The organism is Capnocytophaga sp. oral taxon 323, assembly GCF_001278825.1.
Lineage (GTDB): Bacteria > Bacteroidota > Bacteroidia > Flavobacteriales > Flavobacteriaceae > Capnocytophaga > Capnocytophaga ochracea.
In genome coordinates, this window is the sequence record NZ_CP012589.1 from 1,369,482 (window position 1) to 1,387,500 (window position 18,019).

The window sequence follows — 18,019 nt, forward strand, 5'->3', positions numbered from 1 at the left end:
TATGTACAAATTACTGGTGTACGCCACAGTAACGATTTATCATTGAGCACTAAGCATTATAATAAGTTCTTTGCGGAGGTCAGCTTCTGTGAGGTTATTAGTAGCACCTAATCCTTTGCTTTTTAGGTCTATTTCACGTAAGGTAGCTATGATAGCGCTTACGCGCTTCATTGGGTAATGTTGAGCGCCTGAACGAAGGTCTTTGATACCAAAGATAGGTACTTTTAGGGTCGCCATTACATTCTTATCACTTTGGTCGGTAAGACCGTGAAAGCCTAAGAGCTGTTGAAAATAACCGTAAAGCACCGTGAGTGTCATCACCAAAGGGTTATCTTTAGGATTATCGGCGAAGTGTTTCAAAATACGCGTTATCTTGTACATATCGTGAACTGCAATAGCATTCTTGAGTTCATAATTATTAAACTCCTTGCTAATCCCTATATTCTTCTCTATAATATCAGGCGTTACTTCTGTATTTTCGGGGACGATGAGCGCCAATTTGTTTACCTCGTTTTGTATCCTACTCAGGTCGGTACCCAAGAAATCTACTAACATCTGTATTGCTTTAGGCTGAATGCTGAGATGTTTCTTCTTCAACACATCAGGTAACCACGTAGCTATCTGATTCTCGTAGAGTTTTTTGCTTTCCAAGAGCACGCAATCCTTATTCTTTTGCAAGGTTCTCAACAATTTCTTGCGAGCGTCTAACTTCTCGTATTTGTAACAGAACACCAGTACGGTCGTAGGCGTAGGGTTCTCTACATAAGGCACGAGTTGGTCGATAGTGCTTTTAAGGTTTTGCGCCTCTTTTACGATAATCACTTGGTGGTCGCTCATCATCGGGAACCGACGTGCATAGTCGATAATAGTCGGCACACTCACATCTTGACCATAGAGCACTATCTGGTCAAATCCCTTTTGGTCTTCTTGTAATACGTGGTCTTCAATGTAATCAGAAACGATATCTATGAAATAAGGTTCCTCCCCCATCAGGAAGTAGATAGGGGCTATAATTCCTTTTTTTATGTTAGCTACAATAGTTTTTACTTCATTCATAGTGCAAAAATACAAAAAATATTCTACTTTTGCAGTATGGAAGCTCTAAATTTCAAAAACTACTCTTTTCGCCTGAAAAAAGCTGACGATAAGCTGTGGATATTCGACCTTATTCGTCGCAAGTACGTGGTACTACAACCCGAAGAATGGGTGCGCCAACACGTAGTACATTTCCTCATAGAAGAAAAAGGTTATCCAAAATCGCTCATCAATGTCGAGAAAAAGCTCTCTGTAAACGGACTCACTAAGCGTTACGACGTGGTAGTCTATTCCAAAAAAGGAGTCGTGTTCTTGGTAGTGGAATGCAAAGCGCCTAGCGTGACTATCACCCAACAAACATTCGACCAGATTGCACGCTATAACCTCAGCCTCAATGCCCAATACCTAATGGTCACTAATGGCATTACTCATTATTATTGCCAAACAGACTATAACCAATACAAATATATATTCTTAGCAGACCTTCCTCATTATAACGACCTCACACTATGACTCTCGCCATCGTAATACTCAACTGGAACGGCAAAACACTGTTGCAACAATTCCTCCCCTCGGTAGTACAATATACTTCCGAAGGGCAAATCTATGTGATTGACAATGCTTCTACCGACGATTCCGTCGCTTTTCTACGCTCACACTTCCCCGAAGTAACTATCCTAAAAAACCCTACTAATAGTGGGTATGCAGGGGGGTATAATCACGCTTTACAACACATTGAAGCTGATATCTACTGTCTGCTCAACTCCGATGTACGAGTAACCGAAGGCTGGCTCACTCCCATATTACGCACTTTTGAAGACGAACGCATTGCCGTAGTACAACCCAAGATAAAAGATGAAAAACGCCCCTCTTATTTCGAGTACGCAGGAGCGGCTGGGGGCTTTATCGACAAGTACGGGTTTCCGTATTGCAGGGGGAGAGTATTTGAGCGCGTAGAAGAAGATAAAGGTCAGTACAACACCCCTTCCCCCTCCCCTATCTTCTGGGCATCGGGGGCGTGTTTTTTATTCGCGCAGAAATATTTCACCTATTAGGTGGCTTCGACGAAGATTTCTTCGCACATCAAGAAGAAGTCGACTTGTGTTGGCGGGTACATCACCTCGGCAAGCAGGTAGTGTATTGCGCCGAGAGTACCGTCTATCACGTGGGAGGGGCAACACTCACGGCTACCAACCCTAAGAAAACCTACCTCAACTTCCGTAACAGTCTTTTTATGTTACTGAAAAACCTCCCTTCCAAAAGCCTTTACACTACGCTCTTCCTCCGTATGGTGTTGGACGGCATTGCAGGAGTGCGTTTCCTTTTGCAGGGCAAGCCGCGTTTTATGTGGGCGATTGTGAAGGCACATCTTCATTTCTATAAAAGATTTCACTTCTTTAAAAAGAAGCGTCCTTCTCAACTTATCACTGATTATTACCAAAAGAAATCCATTGTGTGGGAACACTTTGTTGTAGGCGATAGATAAATAGATGTCTGTTTGATATATAACAATTATCTTTTCTGTCACACTTCCCCCCTAGTGCCTATGGACTATAGCCTATCACCTCTTCCTCTTTCTTTCGCCTCGAAACCCCGTTTTTAACATTTTTAGCGTTGTTGTATCACAATATGAATCAATAACTTATATATCCTTTCTATACCAATCGTCCAAGATTCGTATAAGCTTCCTATAAGCTCTCTATAAGCTAACCCCACCCTCCTTACAGTCTTTTTTTATCAAAACCCCACCCTTCTCTCTTCCGCTCTTTTTCGTTTCTTTCCGAATACTACAACCCCTCCTCTGACCTGTCCGACCCGTCCGAAAAGTTCGACTTGTCTATTCCCCTTGGTGGTATTATTGGCATTTCTGGTATTATTGGCATTATTGGCATTTACCCCATTTTCTAATCTGTTAATTCTCTCATTTTCTAATTCTCCCATTCTCTCATTCTCTCATTTTCTCATTTTCAAATTTGCTAATTTACTAATTGTTTTATACTTTTGCACCTGAAAACAACTTCACTATTATGAAAAGAAAAACCGTTCTCATTATTTTAGCCGTTATATTGCTAATTATCATTTTGATTATTGGTAAAAAAGCTGGTTGGTTTGGCGAAGAAAATTCTGCCATAAACGTCGAAACTCAAAAAGTAATTCCTACAACACTCATCCAAAAAGTGTCGGCTACAGGAAAAATACAACCCGAATTAGAAATCAAGTTATCGTCGGAAGTATCAGGCGAAATTATAGAACTCCCTGTAAAAGAAGGGCAAATGGTAAAAAAAGGCGACCTTTTGGTGCGCATCAACCCCGATATTTACCAATCGGTAGTAAAACGTAGTGCTGCAAGTTTAGAAACCGTACGCGCCAGCTTACAACAGTCCAGCGCTACCCTCAAAGAAGCCGAAGAGAGTTATAAGCGCAACAAAGTGTTGTTCGATAAGGGCGTAATCTCAAAATCCGATTGGGATAAAGCTGTTTCAGCCTACGAGGTAGCCAAAGCCTCTCGCGAGTCAGCTCGTTTTAACGTACAGAGTGCAATGGCAAGTGTTTCCGAAGCCCAAGACAACCTCAAAAAAACGATTATTTATTCTCCTACCGATGGCACCATTTCTAAGCTCAGCGTAGAGTTAGGCGAGCGCGTGGTAGGTACGATGCAAATGACGGGTACCGAGATTATGCGTGTGGCAAATCTTCATAATATGGAAGTGGAAGTAGATGTAAATGAGAACGATATCGTAAAAATAAGCGTAGGCGACTCGGTGAATGTCGAAGTAGATGCTTACCTAAAACGCGTGTTCAAAGGTACCGTTACCAATATCGCCAATACCGCCAATGCCACCACCAGCGCAGACCAAGTAACGAACTTCAAAGTCAAGATACACATCGAAGAAGCATCGTATAAAGACCTCTCGGAAAACAAACCGGTTGGCTATTCGCCCTTCCGTCCAGGTATGACCGCAACGGTAGACATTATCACCCAAACCAAAAAAGACGCAGTTGCAGTACCTATCAGTGCCATTATTGTAAGGAAGAAATCTGAAATCGACCCTAAAACTCCTAAGGAAGAAGCCGACAAAAAGCAGGAAGCGGTGTTTGTACTCAAAGACGGTAAAGCCGAACTCCGTGCGGTAACTACTGGCATTCAAGACAATGTGAATATCGAAATCCTTTCAGGTGTAGCCAAAGACGAGACTATTATCACCGGACCTTATAATGTGATATCTAAGACTCTTAAGAATAATGAAAAAGTTAACAAATTATCAAATTAGAAAGAACAGTAGAATATCAAAAACTATCTGACGAAGAGAAAGAAGAAATATTTAAAATAGCAAAATATGAACGTGAAGCAAATCCTAACAATCTTTGTAATTAGTCTTCTAATATTTCTTAGTAGTTGCAATTCTATGAAAAGGCAAATAGATCCTTATCAAGAGAAAATTGGCAAGAAAGGCGATGATTACTCATTGTCTTATTATAAAAGTAAAAGGGCGTCGGTTAAAAGTATTTTAAATATTAAAATTTTTGAAGGAGACGGCTCTTTGTCAACTAGTAATTTGTATTTACATATTAATGGACTGCCTATTATTTCAAATTATAAAGAAGCTAATTTTTATCTTCTTCCTAATAGAAAATACGATGTGCAAGTCACTACTTTTTCAGGGTATAAAGGTGTGTATATAAATAATATAAAGATGAAAGAGAAAGATTCGGTAGTGCTAAATGTATATCTGAAAGAACCTGCTCTGATATTTTGTGAGTAGCACAAAATGAAGAAAGGCTATACACACCGTGACAAATTAGCAAATTATTTTGTATAATAAATAAAAAGTATTACTTTTGCGCAAAATTTATAAAATTCTATTAGTTTATGTATTGGACGTTAGAACTTGCATCTTATTTAAGTGATGCTCCTTGGCCTGCTACTAAAGACGAGCTTATCGATTATGCTATCCGTACAGGCGCTCCTATGGAAGTGGTGGAAAACCTTCAAGAAATAGAAGACGAAGGTGATATGTATGAATCTATCGACGAAATCTGGCCTGATTACCCGTCGGAGGAAGATTACCTATGGAATGAAGATGAATATTAAAAACAAAAATAAAAGTCTCTCTGAGGAGACTTTTTTTAATTTGCAAATCAGCAAAGTAGCAGATTAGCAAATCAATATAGTGACAAATTGTCAGTTCTCGCCTTTTGGTATATTTATTGACAAACTTGTAGGGTCACCTTTACCAAAGTTTTAAATTGCCTGTCGTGCTACGACCTTTGGCAAAGTTAATCATTAATTATTAATCATTAATCATTATAATGAGCATTATCAATTCCCTTATTAAAATTTTCGTTGGCGACAAAGCCAAAAACGACTTAAAAGCAATCCAACCTATCGTTGAAAAGATAAAAACTTACGCCTCTCAGTTAGAAAATATCTCTAATGATGAGTTGCGCGCAAAAACTATTGAGTTCAAACAAAGAATAAAAGACGCTCGCGCCGAGTTCGATAATAAAATAGCCGAACTCGAAGTCCAAGCAAACGCTACCGACGATATCGACGCTAAAGAAGACCTCTATACCGAAATAGATAAACTCAACGGCGAAGCCTATCAAGTCTCCGAAAAGGTATTGAACGAGATTCTTCCCGAAGCCTTCGCTACTATGAAGGAAACTACCCGTCGTTTTGCTAATAACGAAACAATTACCGTAACAGCTACCGAACACGACCGCGAACTATCGGCTACCCACGACTATGTGACGATTGAGGGTGATAAAGCCGTGTGGAAAAACCACTGGGACGCCGCTGGTAAAGATGTTACTTGGGATATGGTACACTACGATGTACAGCTCATTGGAGGTATTGCCCTTCACCAAGGCAAGATTGCCGAAATGCAAACAGGGGAAGGTAAAACCCTTGTGGCTACCTTGCCAGTCTACCTCAATGCCCTAACGGGGAATGGAGTGCACCTGGTAACCGTGAACGACTATTTGGCACGCCGAGATAGTGCTTGGATGGGACCTTTATTTGAATTCCACGGTTTGCGCGTGGATTGTATCGACAATCACCAACCTAACTCCGAAGCCCGTCGCCGTGCTTACAACGCCGATATTACCTACGGAACTAACAACGAATTTGGGTTTGACTACCTCCGCGACAATATGGCGCACACCCCCGAAGATTTGGTACAACGCGCTCACAACTATGCCATTGTCGATGAGGTCGACTCTGTATTGATAGACGATGCTCGTACACCGCTCATCATCTCAGGTCCTACCCCTAAAGGCGAATTGCACGAGTTCAACGAACTGAAACCTTTAGTAGAAAATTTGGTAAACAAACAGCGTACTTACCTCACCAAAGTATTAGCCGATGCCCGCAAACTCATCGCCGAAGGGGATACCAAAGAAGGGGGATTCCAACTCTTGCGCGTGTATCGTGGTTTGCCTAAAAACAAAGCGCTCATCAAGTTCCTCAGCGAAGAAGGGGTAAAACAACTGCTCCAAAAAACAGAAAATTACTATATGCAGGATAACAATCGCGAAATGCCAAAGGTAGATGCCGAATTGTACTTCGTGATTGATGAGAAAAATAACCAAATCGAGCTTACTGATAAAGGTTTTGCTGATATTGCCTACGATGGCGATAAAGATTTCTTTGTTTTACCTGATATTGGGGTAGAAATTGCCAATATCGAGAACCAAGGTCTTCCTATTGAAGAAGAAGCTAAACTAAAAGATAAATTATTCCAAGATTTTAGCGTAAAAAGCGAACGCATTCACACGCTTAACCAATTGCTCAAAGCCTACACTCTCTTTGAAAAAGATGTAGAGTATGTAGTAATTGATAACAAAGTGCTCATCGTCGATGAACAAACAGGTCGTATTATGGACGGTCGTCGTTATTCCGATGGTTTGCACCAAGCGATTGAAGCCAAAGAGAATGTGAAAATTGAGGCAGCTACCCAAACCTATGCGACTATTACCTTGCAAAACTACTTCCGTATGTATAGCAAGTTAGCGGGTATGACGGGTACTGCTATCACCGAGGCAGGTGAGTTCTGGGAAATCTATAAACTCGATGTAATGGAAATCCCTACGAACCGTCCTATTGCTCGTAAAGACCACAACGACCTTATCTATAAAACAAAACGCGAGAAATACAACGCCGTAATCGATGAGGTAGTAAAACTATCCGAAGCAGGTCGTCCTGTGTTGATAGGTACCACTTCTGTAGAAGTGTCCGAACTCCTCAGCCGTATGCTTACAATGCGCAAGGTGAAACACAATGTGTTGAATGCGAAATTGCATAAAAAAGAAGCTGAAATCGTAGCCGAAGCCGGACATAGTGGTGTGGTAACCATCGCAACCAATATGGCGGGACGTGGTACCGATATCAAGTTAACTCCCGAAGTAAAAGCTGCAGGAGGTTTGGCAATTATAGGTACCGAACGCCACGACTCTCGCCGTGTCGATCGTCAGTTGCGCGGTCGTTCTGGTCGTCAAGGTGACCCTGGTAGCTCACTCTTCTTCGTTTCTCTCGAAGATAACCTAATGCGTCTCTTCGGTTCTGAACGTATCGCCCGACTAATGGACAGCTTAGGTCACAAAGAAGGCGATGTAATTCAGCACTCTATGATGACCAAACGCATCGAGGCAGCTCAGAAAAAGGTAGAAGAAAACAACTTCGGTATGCGTAAACGTCTGTTAGAGTACGACGACGTGATGAACGCACAACGCAAGCAAATTTATAAACGCCGTCGCCACGCTCTTGAAGGTGAACGCCTAAAAGTGGATTTGGCAAATATGATATTTGATACTTGCGAGAATATAGTAGAAAACAACAAAGGTGGAAATAACTACAAGAATTTCACTTTCGAGCTCATCAAATATTTCTCACTGAAAACACAAATTTCAGAAGCCGAATTTGCTAAACAATCGCCAAACGACCTTACTTTCACCTTGTATCACGAAGCGCTCAAACACTATCAGGAAAAAGCTGAACGCAGTGCCGCTCAAGCCTTTCCAGTGATTAAAGAGGTATACGAAAATCCTAATAATACTTACGAGCGCATCGTCGTGCCTTTCACCGATGGCGAAAAGATGCTCAACATCGTAACCGACCTCAAAGAGGCATACGAAACCCAAGGTAAGAAACTCGTAAGCGATTTCGAGAAGAATATTACCCTTGGCATCATCGACGAGGAGTGGAAAACGCACCTCCGCCGTATGGACGAGCTTAAACAATCTGTACAATTAGCGGTACACGAACAGAAAGACCCACTACTCATCTATAAGTTCGAAGCCTATCAGTTGTTCAAAGCTATGGTCGATAAGGTAAACAAAGAGATTATTTCTTTCTTGTTCAAAGCCGAATTGCCTACTCAAAATCCACCCGTACAGGAAGCCCACGCGCCACAACGCACTCGTGAACGCTATCAAACCAATAAGGAAGAAGCCCTCAACAGCGATGAAATGGCGCAACGCGCCCGTGAAGTAGGGCAACAAGCCTCACAGCGCCGTTCGGTAGTAGAAACCATCGTACGCGAACAACCTAAAATTGGTCGTAACGATAAGGTAGTAATCCAAAACATCCGCACCGGTGAACGCAAAGAGCTCAAGTTCAAACAAGCTGATCCCCTAATAAACAGCGGAGAGTGGATTTTAGTATCCAATAAATAGATCACTAAGGTAATGGACAACCAAATGAACAACCAAATGGGAATGTTGCTAAGCTCTGGCATATTCTTTCTGTTTGCGCTTGTATTCTTGGTTACTGCTGAGATTAACAAAAGAATTACCGAAAAGAACAAAAAACTATATCAAGGGAAAGCACAAGGAGAAGTATTAGAAATTGTCAAATCAGGCAGTCAAGGTATAGGGGGTATTGGTTTTAATAATAGGACTTATGTAGTCTATAAGTATACTGTAGGAGAAAATACTTATATTGTAAAACCTCTTGTTCTAAACTCAAACGCCCCTATAAACTTGAAATATGCTAATTCGGCTCATACTTTTTGTGTAACCTATTTTGGGGCTCATAGTGGTAGCCGTCAAACCAATTATCGAGCAGGCGAGAGTATTACAGTAGCTTATTTGCCCGAAACTCCCAGTGAACACCAGATAGTAGACGATAAAGATAAAACGTTTTTTTATAAGGGGTTTCGCGTAGCAGGGTTTGCAATAATGTCCATTGCAATAATTCTCTTGATTGTTTCCTTTTTCATAAAAAAATAAGCAGAAACACAATATAAATTATTTATTATACTTTGCCAAAGTTTCCTGCCTGTGCGGCTCGCACCTTTGGCAAAGTTTTTTCTTCTTAATTGTCAATTATCAATTGTCAATTGAAAATATTGTTGTACCTTTGCGCTTTAAAATACATTAGCAAATTGGCCAATTTGCTAATTTACAAATTGTATTAATGAATTTATTTGAACAATTAGGTCTTGATGAACCTATCCTCAAAGCCATCAGCGATATGGGCTTTGAAACTCCTTCTGAAATTCAGCAAAAAGCCATTCCTACTCTTTTGGCAAATGGTGCTGATATGGTAGCTTTAGCCCAAACAGGTACTGGTAAAACAGCCGCTTTTGGCTTTCCTCTCCTCCAACTTATCGATACTGATAGCCGTGTAACCCAAGGGCTTATCCTTTCGCCTACACGCGAACTCTGCTTGCAAATCGCTTCTGAACTCCGCAATTATGCTAAGTACCTCCCTAAGGTGAACGTAGTGGCGGTATATGGCGGCGCAAGTATTGAGGAACAAGCGCGTAGCCTCAAAAAAGGCGCACAAATTATCGTGGCTACTCCTGGGCGTATGCAAGATATGATACGCCGTAACTTCGTAGATATCAGTCATATCAACTATTGTGTGCTCGACGAAGCCGACGAAATGCTCAATATGGGCTTCTATGAAGATATTACCGCAATTCTATCGCATACCTCTCAAGAAAAAAGTACTTGGCTCTTTTCGGCTACTATGCCTAACGAGGTGGCTAAGATAGCGCGCAAGTTTATGCGTAAACCTATCGAAATAACAGTAGGAACTCGCAATCAGGCTACTAACACCGTGCAACACGAGTACTATATAGTGAGCGGTCGCCATAGATACCAAGCCCTAAAACGCCTCGCCGATGCTAATCCTGATATCTTCTCGGTAGTATTTTGCCGAACCAAACGTGATACGCAGGCAGTAGCCGAAAAACTCATCGAAGACGGCTACAATGCTGCTGCCCTTCACGGTGATTTGAGTCAGAATCAACGTGATTTGGTGATGAAATCTTTCCGCGCACGCCAAATACAAATGCTCGTCGCTACCGATGTAGCAGCCCGCGGTATTGATGTAGACGATATCACTCACGTAATTCACTACCAATTGCCCGATGAAATAGAAACCTACAACCACCGCAGTGGACGTACAGGTCGTGCTGGTAAATCGGGAATTTCGATGGTAATTTTGCCAAAAAGTGAGGTGAAGAAAATAAAAACTATCGAAAAGATGATAGGGCAACCTTTTGAGCAGAAACAATTGCCGTCGGGTATGGAAATCTGTGAAATACAGCTCTATCACTTGGCTAACAACCTCAAAAATACAGAAGTAAATCCTGCCATTGACGATTATTTGCCAGCTATCTATAAAGAACTGCAAGAAGTAAATCGTGAAGAGCTCATCAAGAAAATATTCTCAGTAGAGTTTACGCGTTTCTTCAATTATTATAAAAATGCCGAAAACTTATCGGTAGAGAACGAGCGCGAAAGTCGCAGTGGGGGTAATAGCGATGAAGTGCGTTATTTCATCAACATAGGTGAACGCGATGGCTACGACTGGAAATCTCTCAAAGATTTCCTCAAAGCAACCCTTAATTTAGGTCGTGATGATGTTTTCAAAGTAGATGTAAAGAACAGTTTCTCTTTCTTCAATACCGATGCCGACCTCTCCGATTTGGTGATGAGCACCTTTACCGACTTCCAAATGGACGGTCGCTTTATCAATGTAGAACTCTCTACCAAAGGAGCTGGCAGAGACCGTGGCGGACGCAAACGCGGAAATGATGACGGTAGAAGACACGGCAACGATGAGAGTAGAAATCGCAAAAAAGGACAAAGAGAAAGTCGCAAACAAAAGACTGCTGAAGCTCTCCAACAAGCTTTTAAAAAGAAGAAAAAACGTAAATAATGTTAGAATACCTTATAGAAACGGATAAGCAATTGCTCTGTTCCCTCAATAGTTGGGGGACACTCGAAGTCGATAGCCTTTGGTTAGTAATCACCAATGAACTCTCGTCTATCCCCCTCTACGCTTTTTTGTTATACTTGTGTTTCAAGTATTTCCATTGGAAACGAGTGTTGCTCATCTTGGTATTCATCGCCCTTCTCATCACCACTACCGACCAGTTGGCGAACGTTTTCAAGTACGGATTCCAGCGCTTGCGCCCTTGTCACGATGAGAGTCTTATCGGACAAATGCGAATGGTGATTTGCGGTGGTAAGTATGGGTTCTTTTCAGCACACGCTGCCAATACAATGGCAATAGCCGTATTTTTTAGTTACTTGCTTAGAAAAAACGCCCGATATATCGTCACTCTATTGCTCTGCTGGTCAATTATTGTAAGTTATAGCCGTATTTATTTAGGCGTGCATTTCCCAGGTGATGTATTGGTAGGTTGGATTTTCGGTACACTCTTAGCTACTCTTTATTATTTTCTCTTTCTATTTGTGGAAAAGAAGTTAAAAAACCCCCGAACCCCCGAAAGGGGACAATCCTCAAAAGCTACCTAAACTTGTTATCTATTACTCACATATCCAACTCTGAGTTCTCGCTGGCTTTACCTCTTATCTCTTATCTCTTACCTAAACAAAATGAAAGAAGATTTCTTACACTACCTATGGAAATACAAAAAAGTACCTCTCAGCACTGTACTTACTACAGGAGAGCGCTTGCAAATTCTCTCATTTGGTGAGTATAATTCTCTTTCAGGTCCCGATTTCCAAAGTGCCCAACTGCTTATAGGTGAGCAGCAATGGGCAGGTAATGTAGAAATGCATCTCAAATCATCACATTGGTATGTGCACGGTCACGAGAGTGATCCTGCCTATCGCAATGTGATTCTGCACGTAGTTTGGGAACACGATATAGAAGTATTCGATGCTAACAACCAGCCTATTCCCACTTTAGAACTCCGAGGCCTTATCTCCCCCGAACTCTTAGAGCGATACAATACGACTGTAGCCTCACACTACCAGTTTATTCCTTGTGAAAAAGAATATACCACTATACCTGCCATTACTTTGCTTTCGTGGAATGAGCGTTTGTTAGTGGAACGTTTAGAAGAAAAAGCCACTGTTGTAAACGAGTTGTGGAAAGCTGCCAATTTCGATTGGGAGAAAGTACTTTTTTGTATGCTTCTCAAGTCTTTTGGAGGTACTGTAAACGGCGAAGCCTTCCTGCAATTGGGCAAACATCTCGATTTTGCTATTATCCGCAAAGAGCGTTCACACCCCTTGTATTTAGAAGCACTACTATTGGGGCAAGCAGGCTTACTCCCCGAAGAAACTGAACTCACCTATCCACGTGAGCTATTGCAAAATTATCACTACCTACAACAGAAATACAACCTTTCTGCACCCGTAGTAAAAATACATTTCACCGGTTTGCGTCCGCAAGGCTTTCCCACTATCCGACTCTCGCAACTCGCACAGCTATACGAACTAAATGAAGGTTTGTTTTCACAAATCCTTGAAGTGAATGATTTCAAAAGTATCCAAAAACTCTTTGCCGTAGGGGTCTCCGAATTTTGGGAAACCCACTATACCTTTACCAAGACTTCTAAAAAAGTAAAAAAGCCTATCAGTACGAGTCTCATCACACTTATTTGGATAAATGTATTCATTCCACTCAAATATACCTATTACCAAAGTTTAGGCAAGGACGTGAGTGAATCTCTCATCGAAGAACTTAAAACAATGACAGCTGAGAGCAACAGCATTATCACTCAATACCAACAATTAGGAGTCTCTGTTGCCACTGCTTTCGATACCCAAGTACTTCTACAACAATACAAACACTATTGCCTATCCAAACGCTGTTTAGATTGTGCTATAGGGATTTCGATTTTAGGGAGAAAGTAAAAAAAATTGATAAAAGCTATTAAACTTACTCTCATATCCAGCTTTACTTGTTATCTGTTACCTATTACCTGTTACCTGATGTAGCGCTTCGTTATAAGCACTCTCAAAAGCGAGCAGGTTTATACCCGTAGGGAGGTGTTGGGCTTGGAAGAAGGTGAGGAGTTTTTCAGTAGGAAGATAGCCACCATAACCTTTGATAGCACTATAAAAACGCGTAGTACCAGATCGGTAGGCAGTAGCTAAACTGCTAATAGTAATACCTTGTTTTGCAATAGCAGGCAGTTCGTCGTCTAAGAGCAGAATTTTAGTTTGGGTATTTGAAAAATCTAAATGACAAACTAAAGGGTGTAGCTCGGCTCTGAGGGCAAGACCATAAAAACCAACAGCCAATAAAGATTGTAAATAATCCTCATTGGCTATCGTTACACATTCTATGAGTTGTATATTACTGTTTGTCATAAAAGTTCTTGCATTGAATGGATAAGTAGGTCAGCTTGACTTAAATCTTGTCCGCCAGATAGCGGGTTGTCAAAACCTATACATTTCATATTAGCACTTTTGGCAGCTTTCACGCCATTGGTACTGTCCTCTATCACTGTAAATTGTGTTGCTGGTAATCCATACCATTGGGCTACCTTTAGGAATATTTCGGGATTAGGTTTGCTGTATTGCACATCATCGCCACTCATTATCACTTCAAAATAGTGTGCTATATTTGTTTGTTGAGTAAAAATATCAATGAGTTTGCGTCCAGATGAAGAAGCTAATGATAGGTGTTTTCCTTCATTCTTAAATTTCTCTAACACTTCTTTTATGTGAGGCACTAAAGGTACTTTCATTTCGGGTAATCGTTTAAAAAAGTAATCGCGGTGAAACTGCATTAGCTCCTCTACACTTTCTGTTCGCTGGGCATCGCGTTTTACCTTTTCCCACATTGGAAAAGCCGACATTCCCGTGAGAGTTTGTATATACGCCTTGTCTAACGGAATACCTTTCAGCTGAAAAGTCTCATAAATAATCTCTTGGTGCATTGGTTCACTGTCTAATAGCACCCCGTCCATATCAAAGATAATATAGTTGTTAGTCATTAGTCGTTATTAGATTTAAGTTGTTGTCTAAAGTCTTTTAGAAAAACATTACCTATTCCTATAATGAGTCCTACAAACGTCCAAATGGCAATAATCATCATTCGTTTAGGTTTAGAACGTTCGTTAGGTACGCTCACAGGCTCAATAATGGTAAATATTGGTTGGTCTTCCTTCATCTTAATACGTTTGGTTTCAAGTTGCTTAGCTAATTCAGTATATACATTAAAAGCTAAGTTATACTCAGCTTGTAGTTGTTGCAAACGCGTTTGAGGCAAATTGCTAAAAAGGTCACGATTGCGGTCTTGAAAACCTGCCACAGCATATTGTTTTGCCTTAAAATCTTTTTCAGCTTCGATAAAACGTTGTTGTACAAAGTCGAACTCTTCTTTTGCTTTTTGCAATTTAAACTCAGTTACTGTTTCTTGCAATAACTGTTGCGCACTTTGCAACATTTGTGCCGCAGGAAGTGCTTCAGGCATTGCATACGATAGCGTAATATAACCCTCTTTTTCGTTTAAATTCAACTTGATATTATTATCGATACTATTTAGAATAGCCCTCTCCTCTCTACTAATACTCGTAATATGAGTGGTGTCTTGTATCTTAATAGACGGTTCAGAAGGATTTGAACGGAAAATACTCATCACACTGCTCCAAATGCTCGGTTTCGCATAGTTTTTACAATATTGCTCATAGGTAATTGGATTAGGAATACCTGAAAATGTAAGCTTCGTCTGTGCTAATTTCTTTTTAAACGGAACACTTTCAATAATCTTGGAGTAGGTAGTAAGTGGAATAGCATCTGCATTGTTTCCTCCTAAATTAATCCCTGCCATAGCTGCAAGTCCCCCCAATCCTCCTGTCGATTTGCTATCAGTTGCTTGTGGTACCATAATAGTGGTAGCGGTATATTCTTTAGCCGAAAATAAGGCTACTAATACCCCTATAACCATAAATATCAACGTAAATACAGCAATTGATTTCTTAGCCCTCCAAAGCTTATTGATAAGCTGTAACAAATCAATTTCATCTTCTTCTCTTATCGTATTGTGATGATTATTTTCCATACTTATTTTTTAAAAGCACTATAAATTAACACTCCCATAGTAGTAATAGCCGAAATGATACCCACCGTTTCTCCGGTTGTAAGACGTTGTTTTTCGGGTTTTGAAGGTACTATAATAATAGCCCCAGGCTCTATTTTTGGGTAGTTTTTAAAGAATAGAGAGGTGCGTGTTGCCTTTATATCTCCATTGGCATACATCACATAAATAGCACTCCTCTTCGCTCTGCTGGCAAAGCCTCCTGCACTACTGACATACTGATGTATAGAAGCTCCTTTTTCATAACGCACTAATGAAGGCGCTAATACTTCTCCTCTAATTTCCACAGTTTGTTTTTCTGAAGGGACTAATAACATATCTCCGTCATTGAGCAAGAGGTCATATTTGCTGTGTTTTCGGTTTAATATCTTTTTTACATCAAGCCCTATGCGATACTCATTGCTTTTTTTAGCTACTCTTCTTAGTGTTTTATTCGAAGTGCTACTGCTCGTGTCGTTCTCAATCTCAATGAGTTCTTTTAAGAAATCTTCTTGCTGAATATCACCCTCATCTGTCTTCTTTCTCACAAGAGTAAGTCCTTCTTTATAGGCAAAGGGAGTAAAACCGCCCACACGTTCTAATAAATCCGAAACACGTTCGTCTTTAGATTGAATACTATAAACACCTGGGTAGAGCACTTCTCCCATTACCGTTACAGTTTGCATAGGAGTAAATCCTTTGATATAACGTACCGATACTACATCGTTAGGTTGCAAGGTAAGTCGTTCTCCTTGGGGCTCTAACTGGTGGTTAGACGATACTTTAAAGGCTTGACTTAGTTTCTGAAAATTACCATCGTTAGTTTCTCTAAATACCTCAATCATCGAAGGGTCTGCACCATTAGCCAAACCTCCTGCCAACGAAATCACGTCTTCCACTGTCATATTGTCCATAAAAGGTAATTCTTTAGGCTTATTTACAGCTCCTTCTACCTTTACAAAGCGTTTGTACTGAAGAGAATCTCTGTAGAAAATATGAATACTATCATTGTCTTTTAGTGGAATATCATTTTTCTTTTCTATGAGGTCTTTTACCGAAAAACTAAGTGTTTGGTAATCTACACGGTTTTCAGTGCGGAAGATAAGACCTCTATTCAAGGAAGCATCTTTTCTCACACCGTTAGCTCTGTTGAGTAAGTCGTAAGCCGTCATCCCCTCTTTAAACTCGTATACCCCAGGCTGATATACCGCTCCGCCTATACTGAGCCTATTATGGTATTCATCAGTAATAGCGTGTACATTTAGGCGGTCACCATTTTGCATTTTTACTTTTGAAATATCAGCAAAAGGAATCTCTTTTACTTCTCGTTTAGCATCTTTAATGCGCTCTAATACCAAAGTATTGGTAAAAGCATCAGAGGTAAAACCTCCAAAGAAGGTGATAAGGTTCGCCAGCGTCTCATTGTCTAAAGTCTCATAAAAACCACGTCGTTTTACTTTCCCGTCCACCCATACGCGGTTTTTATATGGGGGTACAATAATCACATCTTGGTCTTTAAGACCTATATTGCCTTTTTCTGAACCATTTATTAGGAAATTATACACGTCAAAAGTAGCAACTTTTTTACCTCCACGAAAGATGTTTATTTCCCTAAACGAACCACTTTCTGAAGGGCCTCCACAAGCATATAATGCGTTAAGCACTGTTGAAAGCGAACTAAGCGAATAAGTTCCAGGAACTGCCACTTCGCCTATGATATTCACCTTTACTGTACGCACCTGACTAATGGTTACCCCTGTATAAATTTTCGCATAACTACCCTCAGGAGCCGAAATACCAGAATAAATGCGCTTGAGCTGTGAATTAATCTTAGCCTTCACTTCACTGAACGAAAGTCCTCCCACGTGAATGCGCCCGATACCATTTAGGAATATATTCCCCTCAGCATCTACTTTTTGCTTAAAAGAACCTTCTGTCGCCCCCCAAACTTCCACGAGTAGTTCATCACCCGGACCTACTTGATAGTTGTCGGGAGTTGCCATATTGAGATTAGGAGTAAAAGATATTTTAGGATTCTTGAAGAAACTCATTCCAAATATAGAATCCTTTTTCTGTTTAGTAGTGATAGAATCTTTATTTTCTTTGCCGGTATAACCAAAAATATCATCACCTTCAGCCGGGCGTCTACCTGTTTTTGTGTTTTCTTTAAGTTTGTTTTTAATATCAGAAGAAGTGCTGAGTTGCATAATGCGCTGCTTGAGCTTCATTACTTGCGTTTCTTGCATACCACGACTGCGAGCCAAAGCAACGAATTGGTCTAATGAATAACCTTGTGCTTGAGCGCGATCCCAATAATTTTTAATTTGTGCATCACTCAAGTTATCCACATTCACAGTAGTGATATCCACATTGTTATAGGTAGCATTAGGAGAGGTCACCTGTGCTACTGCCTGAGAGATAACTAAAAGTAAGTATATAATAAGTAATTTAATCTTCAACATTATTGCATAATTGATTTTGGGGCAAAGATACAAAACTATTAGCAATTAGCAATCAAGATATTGTTTTTTTAGTCCGCTCTTTTTAATTCTCCTACTCTCCCTCCAACTCGTCCTTCTCCCTTCCAAGCAGTCCTACAACTTCAAACAATAAAAAAAGAGCAATTCTTTATCAGAATTGCTCTTTATAAGAAGGCGGCGACATACTCTCCCACAACAAGTGTAGTACCAT

Annotated in this window: 14 protein-coding genes, 1 rRNA gene and 1 pseudogene (1 of these 16 running past the window's edge); 10 read left to right on the forward strand and 6 right to left on the reverse strand. The window is 40.5% G+C overall.

Annotated features, from left to right (window positions below):
* Positions 1 to 39 precede the first annotated feature (39 nt).
* Positions 40 to 1,056 carry a DNA polymerase III subunit delta gene (gene holA, locus AM608_RS05825; protein WP_053581069.1) on the reverse strand — a complete coding sequence of 339 codons (1,017 nt, stop codon included), beginning with the start codon at positions 1,054 to 1,056 and terminating at the stop codon, positions 40 to 42.
* Positions 1,057 to 1,092: 36 nt separating this feature from the next.
* Between holA and AM608_RS05830 the strand changes: the two genes are divergently transcribed.
* From AM608_RS05830 to AM608_RS05880, 10 genes and pseudogenes are all read left to right on the forward strand, one after another.
* Positions 1,093 to 1,548: a type I restriction enzyme HsdR N-terminal domain-containing protein gene (locus tag AM608_RS05830; RefSeq protein WP_053581070.1), complete on the forward strand. Its 456-nt coding sequence runs from the start codon at positions 1,093 to 1,095 to the stop codon at positions 1,546 to 1,548.
* A pseudogene (locus AM608_RS05835) lies at positions 1,545 to 2,521 on the forward strand (glycosyltransferase family 2 protein). Before AM608_RS05830 ends, AM608_RS05835 begins: the two are co-directional and overlap by 4 nt.
* Before the next feature lie 541 nt (positions 2,522 to 3,062).
* Positions 3,063 to 4,307 carry an efflux RND transporter periplasmic adaptor subunit gene (locus tag AM608_RS05845; protein ID WP_053581842.1) on the forward strand — a complete coding sequence of 415 codons (1,245 nt, stop codon included), beginning with the start codon at positions 3,063 to 3,065 and terminating at the stop codon, positions 4,305 to 4,307.
* Positions 4,308 to 4,442: 135 nt separating this feature from the next.
* The gene (locus AM608_RS05850; RefSeq protein ID WP_232207512.1) at positions 4,443 to 4,799 is read left to right on the forward strand and encodes a hypothetical protein; all 357 of its coding nucleotides are present in this window, start codon (positions 4,443 to 4,445) and stop codon (positions 4,797 to 4,799) included.
* Between the two features lie 107 nt (positions 4,800 to 4,906).
* On the forward strand, positions 4,907 to 5,128 hold the full coding sequence (locus AM608_RS05855; protein ID WP_002673751.1) for a DUF2795 domain-containing protein: 222 nt from the start codon (positions 4,907 to 4,909) through the stop codon (positions 5,126 to 5,128).
* Positions 5,129 to 5,346: 218 nt separating this feature from the next.
* Positions 5,347 to 8,709, forward strand: coding sequence for a preprotein translocase subunit SecA (gene secA / locus AM608_RS05860; protein WP_053581072.1), 3,363 nt, complete (start codon positions 5,347 to 5,349; stop codon positions 8,707 to 8,709).
* Positions 8,710 to 8,721: 12 nt separating this feature from the next.
* Positions 8,722 to 9,264, forward strand: a complete 543-nt coding sequence (locus tag AM608_RS05865) for a DUF3592 domain-containing protein (RefSeq protein ID WP_053581073.1) — start codon at positions 8,722 to 8,724, stop codon at positions 9,262 to 9,264.
* Positions 9,265 to 9,451: 187 nt separating this feature from the next.
* Positions 9,452 to 11,206, forward strand: coding sequence for a DEAD/DEAH box helicase (locus tag AM608_RS05870; RefSeq protein WP_053581074.1), 1,755 nt, complete (start codon positions 9,452 to 9,454; stop codon positions 11,204 to 11,206).
* Positions 11,206 to 11,808, forward strand: coding sequence for a phosphatase PAP2 family protein (locus AM608_RS05875; RefSeq protein WP_053581075.1), 603 nt, complete (start codon positions 11,206 to 11,208; stop codon positions 11,806 to 11,808). The genes AM608_RS05870 and AM608_RS05875 overlap by 1 nt, the downstream gene beginning before the upstream one ends.
* An 81-nt stretch (positions 11,809 to 11,889) precedes the next feature.
* Positions 11,890 to 13,158, forward strand: a complete 1,269-nt coding sequence (locus AM608_RS05880; protein ID WP_053581076.1) for a DUF2851 family protein — start codon at positions 11,890 to 11,892, stop codon at positions 13,156 to 13,158.
* A gap of 57 nt (positions 13,159 to 13,215) precedes the next feature.
* On the opposite strand, the gene AM608_RS05885 is transcribed toward AM608_RS05880, so the two are convergent.
* The 5 genes from AM608_RS05885 to rrf all read right to left on the reverse strand — a co-directional run.
* Complete coding sequence (locus AM608_RS05885; protein ID WP_053581077.1) at positions 13,216 to 13,617, reverse strand: pyruvate carboxyltransferase; 402 nt, start codon at positions 13,615 to 13,617, stop codon at positions 13,216 to 13,218.
* Positions 13,614 to 14,246 carry an HAD family phosphatase gene (locus AM608_RS05890; RefSeq protein WP_053581078.1) on the reverse strand — a complete coding sequence of 211 codons (633 nt, stop codon included), beginning with the start codon at positions 14,244 to 14,246 and terminating at the stop codon, positions 13,614 to 13,616. The genes AM608_RS05885 and AM608_RS05890 overlap by 4 nt, the downstream gene beginning before the upstream one ends.
* Positions 14,246 to 15,313: a Wzz/FepE/Etk N-terminal domain-containing protein gene (locus tag AM608_RS05895; RefSeq protein ID WP_053581079.1), complete on the reverse strand. Its 1,068-nt coding sequence runs from the start codon at positions 15,311 to 15,313 to the stop codon at positions 14,246 to 14,248. The genes AM608_RS05890 and AM608_RS05895 overlap by 1 nt, the downstream gene beginning before the upstream one ends.
* Positions 15,314 to 15,315: 2 nt before the next feature.
* A complete protein-coding gene (locus AM608_RS05900) occupies positions 15,316 to 17,790 on the reverse strand; it encodes an SLBB domain-containing protein (RefSeq protein ID WP_053581080.1) in 2,475 nt (824 codons plus the stop codon).
* 187 nt (positions 17,791 to 17,977) lie between these two features.
* Positions 17,978 to 18,019 (reverse strand): 5S ribosomal RNA (rrf, locus tag AM608_RS05905) (it continues 69 nt past the right edge of the window).

What these genes read in the sequence shown, in the direction of transcription:
- secA (WP_053581072.1), top strand. Translation starts at nt 5,347, where the DNA reads ATGAGCATTATCAATTCCCTTATTAAAATTTTCGTTGGCGACAAAGCC.
- AM608_RS05855 (WP_002673751.1), top strand. Translation starts at nt 4,907, where the DNA reads ATGTATTGGACGTTAGAACTTGCATCTTATTTAAGTGATGCTCCTTGG.
- AM608_RS05900 (WP_053581080.1), bottom strand. Translation starts at nt 17,790, where the DNA reads ATGTTGAAGATTAAATTACTTATTATATACTTACTTTTAGTTATCTCT.
- AM608_RS05870 (WP_053581074.1), top strand. Translation starts at nt 9,452, where the DNA reads ATGAATTTATTTGAACAATTAGGTCTTGATGAACCTATCCTCAAAGCC.
- AM608_RS05865 (WP_053581073.1), top strand. Translation starts at nt 8,722, where the DNA reads ATGGACAACCAAATGAACAACCAAATGGGAATGTTGCTAAGCTCTGGC.
- AM608_RS05845 (WP_053581842.1), top strand. Translation starts at nt 3,063, where the DNA reads ATGAAAAGAAAAACCGTTCTCATTATTTTAGCCGTTATATTGCTAATT.
- AM608_RS05875 (WP_053581075.1), top strand. Translation starts at nt 11,206, where the DNA reads ATGTTAGAATACCTTATAGAAACGGATAAGCAATTGCTCTGTTCCCTC.
- AM608_RS05830 (WP_053581070.1), top strand. Translation starts at nt 1,093, where the DNA reads ATGGAAGCTCTAAATTTCAAAAACTACTCTTTTCGCCTGAAAAAAGCT.
- AM608_RS05895 (WP_053581079.1), bottom strand. Translation starts at nt 15,313, where the DNA reads ATGGAAAATAATCATCACAATACGATAAGAGAAGAAGATGAAATTGAT.
- AM608_RS05850 (WP_232207512.1), top strand. Translation starts at nt 4,443, where the DNA reads ATGAAAAGGCAAATAGATCCTTATCAAGAGAAAATTGGCAAGAAAGGC.
- AM608_RS05880 (WP_053581076.1), top strand. Translation starts at nt 11,890, where the DNA reads ATGAAAGAAGATTTCTTACACTACCTATGGAAATACAAAAAAGTACCT.
- AM608_RS05890 (WP_053581078.1), bottom strand. Translation starts at nt 14,246, where the DNA reads ATGACTAACAACTATATTATCTTTGATATGGACGGGGTGCTATTAGAC.
- AM608_RS05885 (WP_053581077.1), bottom strand. Translation starts at nt 13,617, where the DNA reads ATGACAAACAGTAATATACAACTCATAGAATGTGTAACGATAGCCAAT.
- holA (WP_053581069.1), bottom strand. Translation starts at nt 1,056, where the DNA reads ATGAATGAAGTAAAAACTATTGTAGCTAACATAAAAAAAGGAATTATA.